Origin of the sequence: Novosphingobium album (ex Hu et al. 2023) (assembly GCF_022832385.1) — a bacterium.
Lineage (GTDB): Bacteria > Pseudomonadota > Alphaproteobacteria > Sphingomonadales > Sphingomonadaceae > Novosphingobium > Novosphingobium album.
Genome location: NZ_JALHLE010000010.1, coordinates 1 through 17,942, shown reverse-complemented (window position 1 = coordinate 17,942; position 17,942 = coordinate 1). Strand labels below are relative to the sequence as shown.

The following is a 17,942-nucleotide window of genomic DNA, read 5'->3' as shown; positions in this document are numbered from 1 at the left end:
ACACCCGGAACCGCGCAATGTTTCACCCAATTTGCGCTTGATTAGCAATTTATGAGGGATAAAATTCCGGAAAATATCAATGTGGCAGGATAAATAATCATGGATCGCGCGGATCGCGCCTTGCTGGAAGCGCTTCAGGCGGATTCGTCGCGTTCGATCGCCGAACTGGCCTCGCTCGTCCATCTCTCGGCGTCGGCCTGTCACCGCCGGATCAAGGCGCTGGAAGAGCAGGGACTGATCCTGGGCTATGCAGCCCGGGTCGATGCCCGGCGGCTGGGACTGTCGGTCGAAGTCTTCGTCGAGATCACGCTCAACAGCCAGAGCCGCGAGGCCATGGACCGGTTTGAACGTGCCGTGCTCGATTTCGACGACATTCTCGAATGCCACCTCATGAGCGGGGCGGCCGACTACCTGTTGCGCGTGGCTGCCGCTGATCTCGACCACTACGACCACGTCCACCGCGATTGCCTGGCGCAGTTGCCCGGTGTCTCTGCGATGAAGACCAGCTTTTCGCTCCGCCGGATCAAGCGGTTCGAGGGTTACTCGGTTCCCGGTTGACGCGCGCCGCGAACCGGCTGGGTCAGGATGCGGTCGCGTGCGGTGCGCAAGTCGCCGGTTTCGTACTGCGCCGAAAGGCGTTCCTTGTCGCGCGAGCGGTACAGGGTTTCGGCCTTTTCGATGTCCTGCAGCGACACGCCGAGACCCTGCAGGGCGTTGCGTGCAAGCATAACTGCCGATTCCATCACTTCGCGGGTGATCGACGTTACAGGCGAACCCTTCAGCCGCAGCAGCCCGCGCCGGTCGAAGACGCGGGCGTAGACCTGCGCTTTGGGGAAAGCAGCGTGGACTGCGTGGATGAAGTCCTCTGTCAACTGGTCGCCGTCGATGCAGAAGGCGATGAGTTCGGCTTCGGCAGCGCCCGCCTGCCGCAACAGGTCGATCCGGGTTCCGTCACCAAAATAGACCTTGGCGCCGAAACCGCCCGCCACGTCGATCATCTCGATGTCGGTGTCGATCAGCGTCACTTCGATCTGCGCGGCGATCAGCAATTGTGCGACAGTCTGGCCGAAACGGCCATAGCCCACGACGATGGCGCTGGCTCCGTCGTCTTGAGGGCCCTCGCGTTCGCCTGCCACCACGGGCACTTCCCGGATGCGCCGGGTCGCCATCATCAGGAACGGCGTTGCGACCATCGACAGAGTGACGATGGCGCCAAACAGGCTGGCGGCTTGCGGTTCCACCAGCCAGGCATCGGCGGCCTGCGCGAACAGCACGAAGCCGAACTCGCCGCCCTGGCTCAGCAACAGGCCCAGTGCCAGAGCGCTGCGCCAGTGCATTTTGAAGAGCAGGCCCAGCCCGAAGATCACGCTCGATTTCACCGCGATCAGCGCCATGGCCATAGCCAGCACGAACAACGGCCGCTCGGCAATCGCGGACAGGTCAAGCATCATGCCCACCGACATGAAGAACAGGCCCAGCAGGATCGAGCGGAAGGGCTCGACGTCGGCCTCGAGTTCATGGCGATAGGGGCTGTCAGCCAGCATGACACCGGCAATGAAGGCGCCCAGTGCGGTCGAGAGGCCGAGCGCCTGCATCAGCGCGGCCGAAGCGAGCACGGTGAAAAGCGCGGCGAACACGAACATCTCGCGCTCGCCCAAATTGCCGATCAGGCGGAACAGCGGGCGGATCACGAACCGTCCGGCGGCGATGAGGCCGCCGATGGCCAGCACCGTGGTCAGCGCCAGTTGCCATCCCGGAGGTCCGGCGGGTAGGCCGGGGTTTCGGTTCATCGCGGCGATGATCGTGATCAGGGGGATGATCGAGAGATCCTGAAACAGCAGGATCGCGAAGGATCGTTCCCCGAACGGGGTGTGCAGCCGCCCGGCGCTCTGCAGCATCGGCAGCACCTGCGCAGTCGAGGACAGGCCCAGCGGTAGACCCAGTGCCAGCGAAGCCTCGATGGTGAAGCCCGCGAACGTGTGGATCACCCAGGAAACGGCAAGTCCGCACAGCGCCACCTGCAGCAGGCCCAGCCCGAAGATCTCGTGCCGCATCCGCCACAGGCGCCGCGGCGCCAGTTCGAGCCCGACGATGAACAGCAGCAGGGTGATCCCCAGCTCGGCAAAGCCGATCTTGCTTTCGGGATCGCCAACGAGATGGAGTGCATAGGGCCCCAGAACGGCTCCTGCGAGCAGGTAGCCCAGCGTCGCGCCAAGGCCCAGCCGCCGGAACAGCAGCACAAAGACGAGTGCCGTTCCCAGCAGCAGGAATCCGTCCTGCAGCGGAAAGGCCTGGGTCTGGTGTTCCATGGGGGGCATCCGATGCGGCAGTTGCGTGACGTGCAATTTAGGCGCTGGATCGGCGATCACCAACCCCGCCTATGGGCGGCCGATCAGATTCTAGCGCGGCGCGATGTGCTTCAAAGCGGGCTGCCATTCTCATCGCGATAGATGTCGCGGCGGCCGACATGGTTGGCGGGGCCGACGAAGCCGTCGTTCTCCATGCGCTCCACCCACTTGGCGGCGGTGTTGTAGCCCACGCCCATCTGGCGCTGGAGCCAGGAGACCGAGACCTTCTGGTTCTCGAACACCAGCTGGCAGACCTGGCGGTACTTGCGTTCCTCGGGCGCGTCGGAGGCGGTGGCGTCGAGGTCGTCGAAGCCGAAGCTGCCTTCCTCCGGCTCCTCGGTGACGGCGGTGACGTAGTCTGGCTTGCCCTGCGTGCGCCAGTAATCGGCGACGTGCTCCACTTCCTCGTCCGAGACGAAGGGACCGTGGACGCGCTTGATGGGGTCGGAACTCGGCTTGTAGAGCATGTCGCCCTTGCCCAGCAGTTGCTCGGCGCCGTGCTCGCCCAGGATCGTGCGGCTATCGATGCGGCTGGTGACGGCGAACGAGACACGCGTCGGCAGGTTGGCCTTGATGACGCCGGTGATGACGTCGACCGAGGGGCGCTGCGTTGCCATGATCAGGTGGATGCCCGCCGCGCGGCTCTTCTGCGCGAGGCGCTGGATCAGCACTTCGATTTCCTTGCCGACAGTGACCATGAGGTCGGCCAGCTCGTCGACGATGAGGACGATCTGCGGCAGCACTTCGTAGTCGAGCTGGTTCTCCTCGTAGAGTTCCTCGCCGGTATCCGGATCGAAGCCGATCTGCACGCGGCGGCCGAGCGGCTTGCCCTTGGCCGCGGCAGTGCGAACCTTCTCGTTGAAGCTGGCGAGGTTGCGGACGGAAACTTCGCTCATCATGCGATAGCGGCGTTCCATTTCCTCGACCGCCCACTTCAAGGCGCGCACGGCCTTGGGCGGTTCGGTGACCACCGGCGAGAGCAGGTGCGGAATATCGTCGTAGCTCTTGAGTTCGAGCACCTTGGGATCGACGAGGATCAGGCGGCACTGCGCCGGGGTGAGGCGGTAGAGCAGCGAGAGCAGGATGCAGTTGAGGCCGACCGACTTACCCGAACCGGTGGTACCCGCGACCAGAAGGTGCGGCATGGTCGCGAGGTCCGCGATTACCGGTTCGCCCGCGATGTCCTTGCCCAGGATGATCGGCAGCATGCCCTTGTGATGGGCAAAGGCTTCCGAGGCGACCATTTCCTTGAACGAGACCATCTGCCGCTGGGCATTGGGCAGTTCGATGCCCATGACGGTGCGGCCGGGGATCGAGGAGACGCGCGCGGAGATCGCCGACATGTTGCGGGCGATGTCGTCGGCAAGGCCGATGACGCGCACGGCCTTGGTGCCGGGTGCCGGTTCGAGTTCGTACATGGTGACGACCGGGCCGGTGCGCACCGCGGTGATCTCGCCCTTGACGTTGAAATCGTCGAGCACGGTTTCGAGCAGGCGCGCGTTGCGCTCCAGGCTGAGCTTGTCGATCTTCGGCTGAGTGTTGGGCGGGGGATCGGCCAGAATATCGAGGCTGGGCAGTTCGTACTGGTCGAACAAGTCCTTCTGGCGGCTGCCGGAACCGAGCATGGCCGGAGCGGGCGAGGCCTTGGGATCGACGATCTCTGGCGTCCTGCGGGGCTTGTCCGCCAGAGGGGTGGGCGTTTCGGCGCGTGGCGCGGGCTCGGGGCGAGTGGCTGAGTCCCTGACGGGAGCTGGCTGTGCGCTACGGGCGGAAGGCAGACCGCGCGGTATGCGGCCGATACGGCCTGGCAGCGTCAGGAGGCGAACCCAGTCAAAGGCGAAGACCTTGCCGATCAGAGTGACGCCCGCGATCAGGCACACCAGTGCCAGTGCCAGCGTCGTCCAGCCTTGCGCAGGCGGCGGCGTCAAGCCAGCCAGCGCAGTGATGGCCCTGGCGCCGAGCAGCCCCGAAATCCCACCCATCGACGCCGGCAGTGTTCCACCGGGCTTGGTGAACCACAGCGAGAACACCGTTGCGATCAGGAGCATGGCGAAAGCCAGTATGGCGACGGGGCGCCACCAGCGCTGGTTCGAATGCTCTATCTCGCCGTCATCCTCTTCCACCAGCAGCCACAGCTTGCGCGCGAAGACGTAGAGCAGCGGCAGGAACAGCCAGGACACCGGGCCGAACAGGAACAGGGCACGCTCGGCAGTCCACGCCCCCATGGCTCCCATCCAGTTCTGGACTTCTCCGCCTGCGGCGGTCGAAGCGGAGGGGTCGGTCTGATGATAGCTGGCCAATGCGAGCGCCAGATAGACCATGAGCGCGAACAACAGCACTGCACCGGACAGTTCGGTTGCACGGCGCACCGAGCGCTTGAGCACTGCGCGCCAGTCCGGCTTGGTGATGCGCCGGCCCGGCGCCATGGGCCTCGTGGCCATAAGAATTCCCCTGTCTAGGCGCGCCGATAATGCGCCCGGGCGGGACTCCGCGTCAAGAATGAAGCGGGAACAGGCCTGTGGGCGTTTCTGCAAGGCCTTGAATCGCCGCCCATTTGCGCAAGCTGAAAGCACGGGCACGGTGCGCCGTCATGCCGCCCAGCGCGATCGCCGGGACCCGCGCGCGTTCCGCCAGGAGCCGGAAGCGTAACGGCCCGAGCACGGGCGCACCGGGGTGCGAGCGGGTGGGAAAGACCGGCGAGATCAGCACGGCATCTGCCCGCGCCCGGTGGGCCTTGGCCAGTTCGCGCAGCGAATGGACCGTGACGAGGCGCAAGGTCGCCGGACCGTACACAAGACGCGATGGAGCGCCATAGGCCCCATCGGCTCCCCAGCCCTTGGCCTCCCAAGCGCTGCCGGACAGCACCACGCAGTGTCCACGGCGGCGTGCCGCGCGCGCCAGTGTGCGGAAACGGGCCCGGCGTTGCTCCGGGGGCAGGTGATAGTGGCGGTAGATCAACCCGGATCCGCGCGGCAGCCGCGCCAGCGCGCGCTCCAGCACCGCGTCGTTGCGGGCATCGCTGACAAGCCAGATTGGGGGAAGAGGCGGCTGGCGGTTCGGCACGGGGACGCTATAGCAGCGCGCCATGGATCAGCCAGACCTTACACCGCTCGAACACGTCCGTGCCCGCATGGCCCATGCCGCCACGATTGCCGGCCGCAAGCCGGAGGATGTGGAACTCATCGCCATTTCCAAGACGCATGAGGCCGCCCAGATCCTGCCGCTTATCGAAGAAGGGCAGCGCGTGTTCGGCGAAAACCGCGTCCAGGAAGCGCAGGGCAAGTGGCCCGCGCTGATCGAGGCGCATCCCGGCGTGAAGCTGCACCTTGTCGGCCAGCTCCAGTCGAACAAGGCGGAGGATGCGGTGGCGCTGTTCGACTGCATCCACTCACTGGACCGGCCCTCGCTGGTGTCGGCGCTGGGCAAGGCGATGGCCAAGGCCGGCAAGCAGGTCCCTTGCTTCGTACAGGTGAACATCGGCGCGGAAGAGCAGAAGGGCGGATGCCCGATAGCCGACGTACCCGCGCTGCTGGCTTCGGCGCGCGAAGCGCAGATCCCGGTGATTGGCCTGATGTGCGTGCCGCCCGCCGATATCGAGGCCGCGCCGTTCTTTGCGCTGCTGGCGAAGATCGCTGCCGACAATGGCCTCGACCAACTCAGCATGGGCATGAGCGGGGATTTCGAGACCGCGGTCATGCTCGGCGCCACGCATGTACGCGTGGGATCGGCGCTGTTCGGGGCGCGGGACTGACCGGCGTCAGGCCGCGCGCCAGGCCAGCAGTGACAGGCCGAATGCGGCGAACAGACCGCCCGTCAGCCGGTTGAACGCGCGCTTCACGCCGGCGCGTCCCAGATGCCGCGCGATGGCCCGGCCGCCCGTGGCATAGACACAGTACCAGAAGCCCTCGATCACCGTGAACACGGCCAGCAGCACCGCGAACTGCGGCGCCTGCGACTGTGCGGGATTGATGAACTGGGGCAGAAACGCCGCCGCGAAGACGATCGCCTTGGGATTGCTGATCGAGATCGTGAAGCCGCCGCGCAGCACCGTCTGCCACGAAGCGGTGGGGCGGGCCCACTCTTCCTGCGTATCGTCGCCATCTACCGGGCTGCGCCAGGCCTTGAACGCCAGGAAGAGCAGGTAGGCAGCGCCTGCCAGGCGGAGCACGTCGAACACACCCGGCAGGGCATGCAACAGCGCACCCAGTCCCACAGCTGACGCCGTGAGCAAGGTGAGCAGGCCAAGCAGGCAGCCTGCCATCGCCGCCGTACTGCGTTTGAATCCCAGCTCGACGCTGCGCGAGAGGATGTGCAGCATGTTCGGGCCGGGCGTCGCGCTCAGCAGGAATACCGCGATGGCGAAAATCCACAGTGTTTGCAGGCTCATGACCGGGGCGTCCTCACTTCGGAGAGGCCAGTTCGTTGCCCGAGAGGGTGACGACGTGCAGCAAATTGGTGGAGCCGGGCACGCCGAACGGCACGCCCGCCAGCGTGACCAGCCGCGAACCGGCGGTGCCGAAGCCGTGGCGCAGCGCCATGCGCTTGCCCTTGGCGATCATCTCCTCGAAGCTGCCGATGTCCTTGGTCAGCACCGTGTGCGCACCCCAGAGCAGCGCGCCGCGGCGGGCCGTCTTGATCGAGGGTGTGAGTACCAGCATCGGCGCGGCAGGGCGCTCGCGCGCGACGCGGCGGGCCGAGATGCCGGAGCCGGTGAAGATGATGATGCCCTCGATCGGCAAGGTGTCGGCGATTGTCGCGCAGGAGGCGGAAAGCGCGTCGGCCGTTGTGGCATCGGGCGGCGTTTCGGCGAGGTGGATGCGCTCACGGTAGGTTGAATCGCTTTCGACCTTGGCAGCGATGCGGTCCATGATCGTCACCGCTTCGACCGGCCACTGCCCGGCGGCGGTTTCTGCCGAGAGCATCACCGCGTCGGCACCATCATAGACCGCGTTGGCGACGTCGGAGACTTCGGCGCGGGTCGGGCTCGGGCTGGTGATCATCGATTCGAGCATCTGCGTCGCGACCACCACCGGTTTGCCGTGGGCGCGGGTCTTCTCGATGATGTGCTTCTGGATCGGCGGCACTTCCTCGGGCAGCAGTTCCACGCCGAGATCACCGCGTGCCACCATGATGCCGTCGGACAGCTCGATGATTTCCTCGAGGCTCTCGACCGCGGCGGGCTTTTCGATCTTGGCCATGAGCGCGCCATAGCCGCCCATCAGGCGCCGGGCCTCGGCCACGTCCTCGGGCCGTTGAACGAAGGACAGGCCGACCCAGTCGGCGCCTTCCTTGATGGCGAATGCGAGGTCACGCCGGTCCTTCTCGGTCAGTGCCGGGACGGGGACGATGGCATCGGGTACATTGACGCCCTTGCGGTCCGAGATCGTGCCGCCGACTTCGGCGGTGCACAGGATCTTGTCTGCCTCCGGCTTGATCACCACCAGCCGCAGTTTGCCGTCGTCGATCAGCAGGCGCTGGCCGTTCTGGAGGATGCCGAAGAGTTCGGGGTGCGGCAGGCAGACGCGGTTATCGTCGCCCGGCGTGGGATCGCGGTCGAGCGTGAAATGCGCGCCGTGGCGCAGGAAGGCCTTGCCCTCCTTGAAGGCGCCGACCCGCAGCTTGGGACCCTGCAGGTCGCACAGGACGGCGACGGGGCGTCCCAGATCCTTTTCGACCGCGCGGATATTGGCGATGGTCTCGCGATGAGTCTCGTGATCGCCGTGGCTCATGTTGACGCGGAAGGCGTCCGCCCCGGCCTTGAGCAGCTTGGCGATGGTTTCCCGGTCGCGGCTGGCGGGGCCAAGCGTTGCGAGAATCTTGACCTTGCGCGTGCGCTTGATGCCGCGATGATGGGGGGAACGGCGCTGATGGGTGCTGACCACGTGTCGACTGCCTCTTTCGGGAACGGGCCGTCATATGGCAAAGCAAAGCTTACAAACCAAGGACGATTGGCAGGATTATGAACGAAACCGACTCATTGGACATGCTCGACGACGCCGTGGCGGCAGCCGCTTTCCGCCGCCTGGTGCGCCATTTGCAGAAGCGGCACGATGCCCAGAACATCGATCTGATGGGGCTTTCCGGTTTCTGCCGCAATTGTCTGGCCGACTGGATCCGCGATGCCGGGTTCGAGGGCGACAAGGCGGAAGCGCGCGCGGTGATCCACGGGATGCCGTTCGACGAGTGGAAGGCGAAGTATCAGACCGAAGCCACGCCCGACCAGATCGCGCGGATGGACGAGAGCCTGAAGAAGAACGGCGGCACGCACTGATCGTGGCGCCGCCGTTGGGGCGCGAGGGCCGTTCCTAAACGGGCGGAGTGCCGAGCGCTGCTCCCTCAGGCTTCCTTGCGGCGGCTGATGCGGCGGCGGCCCAGCACGGTGGCGGCCGCCGCGCCGAACAGGATCAGCATTGGTGGCGCCGGGACATCGTGGCCGCCGGTGCTGGTCGTGGTCGATCCGCCCGACGACGAGCTCGACGAAGAAGACGAACTGGACGACGAGGAACTGCTCGAAGAGGAAGAACTACCGCTCGAGCTGCTGGAGGACGAGGAGCCTGACGAGGACGATCCGCTCGAAGATGAGCCACCACTCGACGTCTTGCCGCCCGAGGAACTTGAACTGGACGACGAGCTCGACGAGGAACTGGAGGACGAACTCGACGACGAGGAGCTGGAGGTGCTCGTCGAAACATTGCCCGAACTGGTCGAGGTCGTCGAGGTGACGCCGCCGGTGGTGGTGGTCGAAGTGATGCCTCCGGTGGAGGTTGTGGACGTGACGCCGCCCGTAGAAGTGGACGTCGAGCCGCCGGTCGTGGTCGATGTCAGGCCACCGGACGAAGACGACGTGGAGGTCGAACCGCCGCTGGTGGTCGAGGTGATGACGATGTTGCCGCCGCTCGAACTGCCGCCGCCAAAGAAACCGCCGAAGAAGCCGCCGCCAAAGCCGCCCATCGAACCGCCGCCGATGACCACCGGGGTGCTGCCGCCGCCACCCTGGTAGGACGGGGGTGGTGCTGGCGGGATGTAGGGCGGCGGCACCGGAACCATAGCCATCTCGGGCTGTTCGCAGCAGGTGGGCTTGACGATCTGTCGCGCGCGCTTGGTCGTGCGCGGCTTTTCCTTGCGCACGATCCGCTTGGCCTTCTTGACCGGCTGCGCCACCTTGGCCTGCTTGAGCTTGTGGTACTCGGTCGTCTTCGATTGCGTCTCCGCCACGTGGACGGCGCCGCCACCGATGATCGCGCAGCCTGCCGCGCAGGCAGACAATTTCGCAAGGGCCATCCGAACCGACATAAGCGTTGCTCTCTGTTGTTTCCGCTCCGCAATCCCGACTGAAAACGGGGCTACGGACATTCCATCTGACAGAAACAACGCAGAGTCCGGTTAACGGAACAACGGCGTTAACCGGGATTTGGCCGTCCCGAAGTGAGAAATCAGGTTAATTGACCGCCTTGAACAGGCGAGTGTACCAAAACGGCACTTGCACGACTGCCGTTTGTAAACGGGTTCGACAGATTATTTCGCGGTTTCAGTTCTCTGCGCCCGCGTCGTCCGAATCGAACAGGCCGCCCTGAGATGCCATGGGGGAACCTGTGGGCGGCGTGAGGCCGAGGTGCTTCCAGCCCATTTCGTTGAGGCACCGCCCGCGCGCTGTCCGGGCGACCAGCCCCAGCTGGATGAGGTAGGGCTCGATCACTTCCTCGATCGTGTCGCGCGGCTCGGAGAGGCCGGCAGCCAGCGTTTCCACGCCGACCGGCCCCCCCTTGTAGATATCCGCGATCATCCGCAGGTAACGCCGGTCCTGCGAATCGAGGCCGATGGAATCGACTTCCAGCCGGGTCAGCGCATCGTCGGCGATGGCGCGGGTAATGACGTCGCTGCCTGCAACATGGGCAAAGTCGCGCACGCGGCGCATCAGCCGCCCGGCCACACGCGGCGTCCCGCGCGAGCGGCGCGCGATCTCGGTCGCGCCGCCCTTGTCCATGCCGATGCCGAGCAGCCCGGCGCCGCGCGTCACCACGTGTTCCAGTTCGGGCACGGTGTAGAACTGCAGGCGCACTGGGATGCCGAAGCGGTCGCGCAGCGGCGTCTGCAGCAGGCCCTGCCGGGTGGTGGCGCCGATCAGCGTGAACGGAGGCAGGTCGATCCGCACCGAGCGCGCCGAAGGGCCCTCGCCGATGATGAGATCGAGCGCACGGTCTTCCATCGCCGGATAGAGTACTTCCTCGACCACCGGATTGAGCCGGTGGATTTCGTCGATGAACAGGACGTCACCATGTTCGAGATTGGTGAGCAGCGCCGCCAGATCACCCGCCTTGGCGATCACCGGGCCGCTGGTGGCGCGAAAGCCCACGCCCAGTTCGCGCGCGACGATCTGCGCCAGCGTCGTCTTGCCCAGACCCGGCGGGCCGAAGAACAGCACATGGTCCATCGCCTCACGCCGGGACTTGGCGCTTTCGATGAAGACGCGCAGGTTGTCCTTGGCGGCCGCCTGCCCGACGAATTCGGACAGTGTCTTGGGCCGCAGCGCCGCATCGGCATCTTCCGGCTGGCGCGAGGAGGTGAGGATGGGGTTGTCGGTCACGGGATGAGCACGTAGCCCTGCGGCTGGAGTTGCGCAAAGGCGTTCATGGCGGACAGGGAGAGCTTCACGCCGGGCAGAAGGTCGCTCTTGGCGATGCCGTTCGCCGCCGCGCTCTGGCCGCACAGGTAGATGGTGACGCCGTGGTTCAGCAGCTGTTCGACCAGCGGCGCACTGGCGTTGGGGTGGTCCGGATCATGCCGGGCGTAAGCGGCTGCATTTGTCAGGTTCCAGGTCGCCTTGCCGTGGACGACAAGCACGACATGGATGTTCTTTTCCGGCACTCCGGCGGCCACGTTCATGTTGATGAAGCGGGCGGCGGATTCGAACGCGCGCACGACTTCGCCCGGCCCGGCTCCGTCCTTGGCGTTCAAAATTACCTTGAGTTGCGTATCCGAGGTGACAGGAAGGTCGCTATCGATCTTCGCCACCTTCCCGTAATCGCTGAAAACCGGTCCTGCGGTGAAGGCGGACATGTCCTGCGCCAGAATCGGTGTTGCCGACAGGGCGACCGCGAACATGGCTAGGGTGAGAGTACGCATCGGTATGTGCTCCTTGCTATCCGGCAGCCTGCTTGAGGGCCACACGCACGAGGTCGTTCAGTCCGGCGTCTTCGCCCAGTTCGCCCACAGCATGGGCCACTGCGGCGCTGGCGATGGCGGGTTTGAAGCCGAGGTTCTGCAGTGCCGAAACGGCATCGGCGCTGGCTGCCCCCGGCGTTGCGACAGGCGTGCTTCCCGGCGCGCCCGGCACAGTTGCCATGCCGCCGGCCTTTTCCTTCAGTTCGTTGACGATGCGGCTTGCCAGTTTTGGTCCGACGCCATTGGCGCGCGCAACCATGGCCGCGTCACCGCCCGCACAGGCGCGCTGCAGTTCCTCGGTGGTCAGCGCGGACAGGATCGCGAGGGCCACCTTCGAGCCTACGCCCTGCACGGCGGTGAGCAGCTTGAACCAGTCGCGCTCGGCGCCGCTGGCAAAGCCGATCAGACGCTGGTCAGTTTCGGATACCTGCATTTCGGTATGGACGACCACGCGGTCGCCCCGAATGCCGAGACGTTCCAGCGTACGCGCCGAGCAGTGGACCAGATAGCCCACCCCGTTCACGTCGATTACAGCCCAGTCCGGGCCGGTATCGTCGAGCAGTCCTGTGAGCTTGGCGATCATGGTTTGTTCCTATGACAGGGATGCTAACCGCGCGCCAGAGGCTTCCTGCTTGTTTTGCCCAGAGCAAAGGGGCAGGCTTCATATTCGAGCGCAGCTGGTGGCGAACCGAGGTCTTTGGGATGGCTTTCTATGATATCGATCTGACCACGCGTGCAGGTGCAACGGGTGCGGCCAAGCAGGGAGGGCTGGCATGCTTCGTGTTCGCCGGGATGGGGGCGCTTGGGGTCGCACTGCTTGGCGGCATTGCCGGTTATACCACGCCGGAAGGAATCGGGTTCATGTTCGGAGGCGGGCTGGAAGCCGTCGTTGGCGTGATTGCGGGGCTGCGTCTGCGCGCCGGGAAAGGCGTTTTCTGGGGTGGCTATGCTGCGCTTCTGCTCACTGCAGAGACGATCGGAAAAGCCGTGAGCCTTTCGATAGGCGGCTTTATCCTGTCGGTCGTCGTGCTTGTGATCATGGTCAACGGCATCCGCGGCGCCTTGGCGTTGAAACGCGGCGTCTTGTTCGAGGATGACGAGGCCGAAGTCTTCTGCTGAAGGCAGGCGCTGGCCTGCTCAGCGGTGGCTTCCCAGCATGTTGCCGTGTGTAATCGCGACAGCGAGCGCGTCGGAAGCGTCCTCGCCCGCCAGCTTGACGCCCGGCAGCAGCACCTTGAGCATGTGCTGGATCTGCTTCTTGTCCGCGCCTCCGGTGCCGACGAGGGCCTTCTTTATGACCTTGGTCGGGTATTCGGCCACCGGCATCCCGGCGCGGGCGAGGCTGAGCATGGCGACGCCGCGGGCCTGTCCCAGCTTCAGTGTCGACTGCGGGTTCACGTTCACGAAGACTTCCTCCACCGCGCCTGCGTCAGGGCGGTGGTGGAGGATGACGTCGGTCAGCGCCGCGTCGAGTTCGACAAGCCGTTCGGCCATGCTGGCCTTGGCATCGGTGCGGATCTGCCCGTTGGCCACGTGGCTGAGCCGGCTGCCCGATTTCGCGACGATCCCCCAGCCGGTGCAGGTGAGGCCAGGGTCGAGGCCGATAATGATCAGCCGAGTTTCTCCATGACTTCGTCGGAGATCTCGTAATTGCCCCAGACAGTCTGGACGTCGTCATCGTCGTCGAGCGTGTCGACCAGCTTCATCAGCGTGCTCGCGGTGCCCTCGTCGACATCGACCTTGAGGTTCGGACGCCAGGCCAGCTTCACGCCTTCGGCTTCGCCGAGCGTCTTTTCGAGTTCGGCGGCCACTTCGTGCAGCGAATCGACCGAAACCCAGATCTGGTGGCTGCCGGGATTCTCGTCGCCGTCGCCCATGTCGCTTTCGACATCGTCGGCACCGGCTTCGATCGCGGCTTCGAGGACCTTGTCCTCATCGCCCACGCTGGCTGGGTACTCGATCAGGCCGAGGCGTTCGAAGCCGTGGCTCACCGCGCCAGAGGCGCCGAGGTTGCCGCCGTTCTTCGAGAACGCGGTGCGCACGTTGGTGGCGGTGCGGTTGCGGTTGTCGGTCAGCGCCTCGACGATCAGCGCGACGCCGCCCGGGCCATAGCCCTCATATCGGACTTCCTCGTAGTTCTCGGAATCGCCCTTGCTCGCCTTGTCGATGGCGCGCTGGATGTTGTCCTTGGGCATCGACTGCGCCTTGGCGGCGTTGACGGCGGCGCGCAGGCGCGGGTTCATGTCCGGATCGGGCATGCCCATCTTGGCCGCGACGGTGATTTCGCGCGAAAGCTTGCTGAACTGCGCGGAGCGCTTTTTGTCCTGCGCGCCCTTGCGGTGCATGATGTTCTTGAATTTGGAATGGCCTGCCATGGTCCGTTCGTTCTGCTGGTCTGGTGAAGTGACGGCGCCCTTACAACAGGGGCGGGGGCAAGAGCAACCGCTGCGGTGGACGGGCTCAGTGGCGCTTCGGCAGTTTGCGCAGGAACAGGCGTTCGGGCTTGTCGGTCCATTCGGGATGATCGGCCGCCGCCGCCCGCATCGCCCGGCGGAAGCGCAGGAACTGGCTGGGCGTCGGCAGGCGGGGCGTGTGCGCCAGTTCCCAGTGGATGCCGCTGATCGGATCATCGAAGAACACGGCGTAGTAGCCCGGCGCATAGACGTCGTAGGCGGCGGGCGGGTCGGTCACGGCAAGCCCCTCGGGCAGCAGGAACCTGCAATGGAAGGCATCGACCTCGCGGCGATTGCGTGCCCACAGCGCGATGTGGTGGATCCCGGTGGCGCGCGCCTCATGGTCGATCTTGCCGCCGCTCTTCGCCGGCTGGATGCCGATATAGCTGTGCGGCAGCGGGAAGCGCGCCATGTAGTAGGTGGAGCGGTACCCGATATCGAGCGTCCAGAAGCTCGTGTAGCCGAGCCAGCCGAACATGCGGTCGTAGAAGGCGACCGAGCGTTCGTAGTCGAGCACCGAGAACTCGACGTGATGCACACCGCGCCAGCGCATCACGCGGTCACGGCTGGGGAGGATGTGGACATGGCAGCTCCTCGTTCAGACGGGAGCATAGATCACCTTGGTGTCCGCGTCATGGCATCGCCGGGGTCCATGACGCGGGCGCCATGCGATCAGTCGATGCCGAGCGCTGCCTTGTAGGTATCGAGGATCATGTCCATTTCGCGGCGGTCGTCGGGCTTCATCTTCCGCAGGCGCACGATCTGGCGCATGATCTTGACGTCGTAGCCGACGGCCTTGGCCTCGTTGTAGACGTCGCGGATGTCGTCCGAGATGCCCTTCTTCTCTTCCTCGAGGCGCTCGACGCGCTCGATGAGAAGGCGCAGGCGATCGTCGGTGGTTTCGGACATGAAATTGGTGCTCCGGTAAAATCGTGGTGAATCGGTTGGCCGCGCTGATAGCGAGGCTGCGGGATTCGGGCAAAGCCGCACCTGTGGAAATTGTCGGCGGGCGGAGTGCAAGGTGACACTCCGGTTGACACGGGTGACACGGTCCAGAGGAAAAGGTGTCATCTTGGGCCGGAAGTGTCACTTTGTGTGCGGAATGCGTCACCTTGTGCGCCGATGTGCCAAAACTCTGGGCAGTGCGGATCTTGACCATGCCGGCATGATGTCAGGCCTGATGCCTGTAGGAAAATGCTTCCTGTCCGCGCGCCCTAACTTTCGGCGAACCAGCGCTTCTCGAACCAGAGCGCGAGATTGACCAGCGCTATGAGCACAGGCACTTCGACCAGCGGCCCGATCACCGCCGCGAAGGCGACCGGCGAGGCGAGGCCGAAAGCGGCGATAGCGACGGCGATGGCCAATTCGAAATTGTTCGAGGCCGCCGTGAACGATAGCGCTGCCGTGCGCGGATAGTCGGCGCCAGCCGCCCGCCCGCTGGCGAAGGCCAGCACGAACATCACCACGAAGAATATCACCAGCGGCAGGCCTACGCGCACTGCGTCCATCGGCAGGGCGAGGATCTCGCCGCCCTTTAGGCTGAACATGGCGACGATGGTGAACAGCAGCGCCACCAGCGTGATCGGGCTGATCGCGGGCAGGAAGTGCTCTTCGTACCACTGCGCGCCGCGCGCCTTGATCAGGCTCTTGCGCACGAGGAACCCGGCGAGGAAGGGAATGCCCAGATACGTGAGCACGGCCCTGGCGATAGTGCCGAAGGAAATGTCCACCACATGCGCTTCCAGCCCGAACACCGGCGGCAGCACGGTGAGGTAGAACCAGGCATAAGGCACGTAGAACACGATCTGGAACAGCGAATTGAACGCCACCAGCCCGGTCACGTATTCGGGGCTGCCCTTGGCGAGCTGGTTCCACACCAGCACCATGGCGATGCACGGGGCGATGCCGATCAGGATCAGGCCGGTCATGTATTCGGGTTTGTCGGGCAAGAGCAGCGAGGCGAGGCCGAACATGAAGGCGGGGGCCACGATCCAGCACAGTACGAAGGACAGCGCGAGCAGCTTGCCGTCACGAAAGACCTGCCCCAGCGCTTCATAGTGCACTTTGGCGAGCGGCGGGAACATCATCAGGATCAGGCCCACGGCGATCGGGATGCTGGTTGTTCCCACCGACATCGCCCCCAGCGTTGCCGGAACGGCGGGCACCAGCGCGCCGAGGCCGATGCCCAGCGCCATCGCGGCGAAGATCCACACCGTCAGGTAGCGGTCGAGGAAGGACAGGCGCTTGGCCGGGGCCGCGTCCATCATGTTTGCTGTCATCGCCCCATCAATGTTCTGCCTCACGCTGCACCTTCCATTGCGCCGATGCGGGCGAGTTCGCCCATCAGTTCCTTGTGATCCATTGTCTCGAACGGCAGCGCCAGCAGCGCGCGCACGCGCAGGTCCAGCCAGTGCCACGTTTGCTCGAAGGCGGCGTCGACTGCCGCCTCGTTGCCTTCCACGTCCGCCGGGTCGGGCAGGCCCCAATGCGCCTTGAGCGGGGCGCCGGGGAAGACCGGGCAGGCCTCTGCGGCGGCATTGCCGCAAACGGTGATGGCGAGGTCGACCGGATCGGCATCCGGGCCGCTGAAGACGTCCCAGCTCTTGGAGTGGAAGGCCGAGGTGTCGATGCCCTTGCGGGCGAGCAGCCGCAGGGCACCGGGGTGCGGCACACCCTTCGGTTTGCTGCCCGCACTGCAGGCGGCGATCCGCTCGTCCCCCAGCTCGCGCAGCAGTGCTTCGCCGAGGATCGAGCGGGCCGAGTTGCCGGTGCACAGCACCAGAATGCGGAAGGGGCGATCGGTCACGGATGCGCCCTTAGCAGCAGGAGGTCTTGGCCGGTGACGGCATCTGCGGCGCGCAGCAGGCATTGCTGGCGGCCTGCGTCGAGGCGAGACCGGCGAGGTCCGGGCTTTCGCCGTAGGTGGTGTTCTCGCCGGTGGTCAGGAAGGCTTCCCAGACCACGCCGTCGGGATCGGCTATCCAGCTCTTTTCCGATTTCGCATAGCAGCAGGCGGTCGCGCCTTCCTCGAGGACCGGCGCGTCGGCGGCCTTGAGGCGGCCATAGACTTCGGCGAGTTCGGCCTCGTCCTCGACCTGGACGCCAAGGTGCTCGATCCCCTTGGCCGCGCCTTCCTTGAGCGAGATCGCGAAATTGATGCGCGGGTCCTCGAGCATCCACTTGGCATAGTCCGCCTTGGTCACGGCAGGCCCGGTGCCGAACAGGCCGGTGTAGAAGGCAATCGAGGCATCGAGGTCGGCAACCCCGACATGGACATGGAAACGCTTCATGCGACATCCTTTCGTGCGGAAGAGGGGGAGGCGGCTGCGGGCGTGCAGCCGGTATCGGCGGTGCAGGGAACGCCGCCGCAGCAGTTTTCAGTCATGTAGGCCATGAGCGCGTTCATCGCGGCAAAGTCGGCCGAATAGATGATCGACCGGCTCTGGCGCTGCTGCTGCACCAGCCTGGCATTGGCGAGCTGGGACAGGTGAAAGCTCATCGAGGAAGCCGGAACGCCGAGTGTTTCGGAGAGCGCGCCTGCGGCCATGCCCTCTGGCCCGGCCTGCACCAGCAGGCGGTAGGCGGCAAGGCGGTGCTCCTGCGCCAGAGCGGCGAGCGCGCGGATGACGATTTCTGCGTCCATGGCATCACTCCAATAATTCTATAAATATCGAAATATCGAAATATCGAATTTTCAGGTCTGGGTCAATTGTTTCTGCGAGGCTGGTTTCTGTGCGGGGTGTGTCCAGTGCAATCGTGCGTGATCATAGACGGTTAACCGCTATTGCCTTCGAAAAGGGGATCTTCCTGAATTGCGGGCATTGGTTTTCTGCGCATGAAGCCTTGCCGATGTCTGCGATGTCGTTGTCGACCGGTTAACCAATTTCCGCAATTGAAGGGTGTCAGGCGAATTGAGCCTGGTATCGATACATTTGCGAAGGTTCCGGTTGAAATACAGCGTTGTTCTGCGATGCTGGGT

General features: G+C 65.0%; 21 protein-coding genes. 5 read left to right on the top strand and 16 right to left on the bottom strand.

The window, feature by feature from the left end; all coding sequences use genetic code 11:
• Nucleotides 1-99: 99 nt before the first annotated feature.
• Complete coding sequence (locus MTR64_RS08655; RefSeq protein ID WP_243992850.1) at nt 100-558, top strand: Lrp/AsnC family transcriptional regulator; 459 nt, start codon at nt 100-102, stop codon at nt 556-558.
• On the opposite strand, the gene MTR64_RS08650 is transcribed toward MTR64_RS08655, so the two are convergent.
• The 3 genes from MTR64_RS08650 to MTR64_RS08640 form a co-directional block, all read right to left on the bottom strand.
• Nucleotides 540-2,309: a cation:proton antiporter gene (locus MTR64_RS08650; RefSeq protein WP_243992848.1), complete on the bottom strand. Its 1,770-nt coding sequence runs from the start codon at nt 2,307-2,309 to the stop codon at nt 540-542. The two genes, MTR64_RS08655 and MTR64_RS08650, sit on opposite strands and share 19 nt — an antisense overlap.
• A 110-nt stretch (nt 2,310-2,419) precedes the next feature.
• The gene (locus tag MTR64_RS08645; protein WP_243992846.1) at nt 2,420-4,789 is read right to left on the bottom strand and encodes a DNA translocase FtsK; all 2,370 of its coding nucleotides are present in this window, start codon (nt 4,787-4,789) and stop codon (nt 2,420-2,422) included.
• Nucleotides 4,790-4,841: 52 nt separating this feature from the next.
• Complete coding sequence (locus MTR64_RS08640) at nt 4,842-5,435, bottom strand: thiamine phosphate synthase (RefSeq protein WP_243992844.1); 594 nt, start codon at nt 5,433-5,435, stop codon at nt 4,842-4,844.
• Between MTR64_RS08640 and MTR64_RS08635 the strand changes: the two genes are divergently transcribed.
• The gene (locus tag MTR64_RS08635) at nt 5,434-6,099 is read left to right on the top strand and encodes a YggS family pyridoxal phosphate-dependent enzyme (RefSeq protein WP_243992842.1); all 666 of its coding nucleotides are present in this window, start codon (nt 5,434-5,436) and stop codon (nt 6,097-6,099) included. The genes MTR64_RS08640 and MTR64_RS08635 overlap by 2 nt on opposite strands.
• 6 nt (nt 6,100-6,105) lie before the next feature.
• On the opposite strand, the gene MTR64_RS08630 is transcribed toward MTR64_RS08635, so the two are convergent.
• Both MTR64_RS08630 and pyk read right to left on the bottom strand, forming a co-directional pair.
• Nucleotides 6,106-6,735 (bottom strand): LysE family translocator, encoded by a 630-nt coding sequence (locus MTR64_RS08630; protein WP_243992840.1) that lies wholly within the window; start codon nt 6,733-6,735, stop codon nt 6,106-6,108.
• 13 nt (nt 6,736-6,748) lie between these two features.
• The gene (gene pyk / locus MTR64_RS08625) at nt 6,749-8,230 is read right to left on the bottom strand and encodes a pyruvate kinase (protein ID WP_243992838.1); all 1,482 of its coding nucleotides are present in this window, start codon (nt 8,228-8,230) and stop codon (nt 6,749-6,751) included.
• A 77-nt stretch (nt 8,231-8,307) separates the two neighbouring features.
• Here pyk and MTR64_RS08620 point away from each other — a divergent pair, with 77 nt between their 5' ends.
• Together MTR64_RS08620 and MTR64_RS08615 are read left to right on the top strand one after the other, a co-directional pair.
• Nucleotides 8,308-8,619 carry a DUF1244 domain-containing protein gene (locus tag MTR64_RS08620; RefSeq protein ID WP_243992836.1) on the top strand — a complete coding sequence of 104 codons (312 nt, stop codon included), beginning with the start codon at nt 8,308-8,310 and terminating at the stop codon, nt 8,617-8,619.
• 108 nt (nt 8,620-8,727) lie between these two features.
• Entirely contained in the window at nt 8,728-9,348 is a 621-nt protein-coding gene (locus MTR64_RS08615) for a hypothetical protein (RefSeq protein WP_243992834.1), read from the top strand.
• A gap of 528 nt (nt 9,349-9,876) precedes the next feature.
• On the opposite strand, the gene ruvB is transcribed toward MTR64_RS08615, so the two are convergent.
• The 3 genes from ruvB to ruvA are packed head-to-tail and all read right to left on the bottom strand — an operon-like array spanning nt 9,877 to nt 12,093.
• Nucleotides 9,877-10,932: a Holliday junction branch migration DNA helicase RuvB gene (ruvB, locus tag MTR64_RS08610; protein WP_243992832.1), complete on the bottom strand. Its 1,056-nt coding sequence runs from the start codon at nt 10,930-10,932 to the stop codon at nt 9,877-9,879.
• Entirely contained in the window at nt 10,929-11,471 is a 543-nt protein-coding gene (locus MTR64_RS08605) for a DsrE family protein (protein WP_243992830.1), read from the bottom strand. The genes ruvB and MTR64_RS08605 overlap by 4 nt, the downstream gene beginning before the upstream one ends.
• 16 nt (nt 11,472-11,487) lie before the next feature.
• Nucleotides 11,488-12,093 (bottom strand): Holliday junction branch migration protein RuvA, encoded by a 606-nt coding sequence (ruvA, locus tag MTR64_RS08600; protein ID WP_243992828.1) that lies wholly within the window; start codon nt 12,091-12,093, stop codon nt 11,488-11,490.
• A gap of 119 nt (nt 12,094-12,212) precedes the next feature.
• Here ruvA and MTR64_RS08595 point away from each other — a divergent pair, with 119 nt between their 5' ends.
• Entirely contained in the window at nt 12,213-12,629 is a 417-nt protein-coding gene (locus tag MTR64_RS08595; protein ID WP_243992826.1) for a hypothetical protein, read from the top strand.
• Nucleotides 12,630-12,647: 18 nt separating this feature from the next.
• Here MTR64_RS08595 and ruvC read toward each other — a convergent pair whose 3' ends face one another.
• The 8 genes from ruvC to MTR64_RS08555 all read right to left on the bottom strand — a co-directional run bounded on the left by ruvC (nt 12,648) and on the right by MTR64_RS08555 (nt 17,606).
• Nucleotides 12,648-13,124, bottom strand: coding sequence for a crossover junction endodeoxyribonuclease RuvC (gene ruvC, locus MTR64_RS08590; RefSeq protein WP_243992963.1), 477 nt, complete (start codon nt 13,122-13,124; stop codon nt 12,648-12,650).
• A complete protein-coding gene (locus MTR64_RS08585) occupies nt 13,121-13,885 on the bottom strand; it encodes a YebC/PmpR family DNA-binding transcriptional regulator (protein ID WP_243992825.1) in 765 nt (254 codons plus the stop codon). Before MTR64_RS08585 ends, ruvC begins: the two co-directional genes overlap by 4 nt.
• Nucleotides 13,886-13,970: 85 nt before the next feature.
• Nucleotides 13,971-14,516 (bottom strand): VOC family protein, encoded by a 546-nt coding sequence (locus tag MTR64_RS08580; RefSeq protein ID WP_243992823.1) that lies wholly within the window; start codon nt 14,514-14,516, stop codon nt 13,971-13,973.
• Nucleotides 14,517-14,635: 119 nt separating this feature from the next.
• On the bottom strand, nt 14,636-14,872 hold the full coding sequence (locus MTR64_RS08575) for a DUF2312 domain-containing protein (protein WP_243992821.1): 237 nt from the start codon (nt 14,870-14,872) through the stop codon (nt 14,636-14,638).
• A gap of 305 nt (nt 14,873-15,177) precedes the next feature.
• A complete protein-coding gene (gene arsB, locus MTR64_RS08570) occupies nt 15,178-16,230 on the bottom strand; it encodes an ACR3 family arsenite efflux transporter (protein ID WP_419144931.1) in 1,053 nt (350 codons plus the stop codon).
• Nucleotides 16,231-16,262: 32 nt separating this feature from the next.
• Nucleotides 16,263-16,769 carry an arsenate reductase ArsC gene (locus tag MTR64_RS08565; protein ID WP_243992819.1) on the bottom strand — a complete coding sequence of 169 codons (507 nt, stop codon included), beginning with the start codon at nt 16,767-16,769 and terminating at the stop codon, nt 16,263-16,265.
• A gap of 10 nt (nt 16,770-16,779) precedes the next feature.
• The gene (locus MTR64_RS08560; protein ID WP_243992817.1) at nt 16,780-17,253 is read right to left on the bottom strand and encodes an ArsI/CadI family heavy metal resistance metalloenzyme; all 474 of its coding nucleotides are present in this window, start codon (nt 17,251-17,253) and stop codon (nt 16,780-16,782) included.
• Nucleotides 17,250-17,606 (bottom strand): ArsR/SmtB family transcription factor, encoded by a 357-nt coding sequence (locus MTR64_RS08555; RefSeq protein WP_243992815.1) that lies wholly within the window; start codon nt 17,604-17,606, stop codon nt 17,250-17,252. Before MTR64_RS08555 ends, MTR64_RS08560 begins: the two co-directional genes overlap by 4 nt.
• Nucleotides 17,607-17,942: the final 336 nt, after the last annotated feature.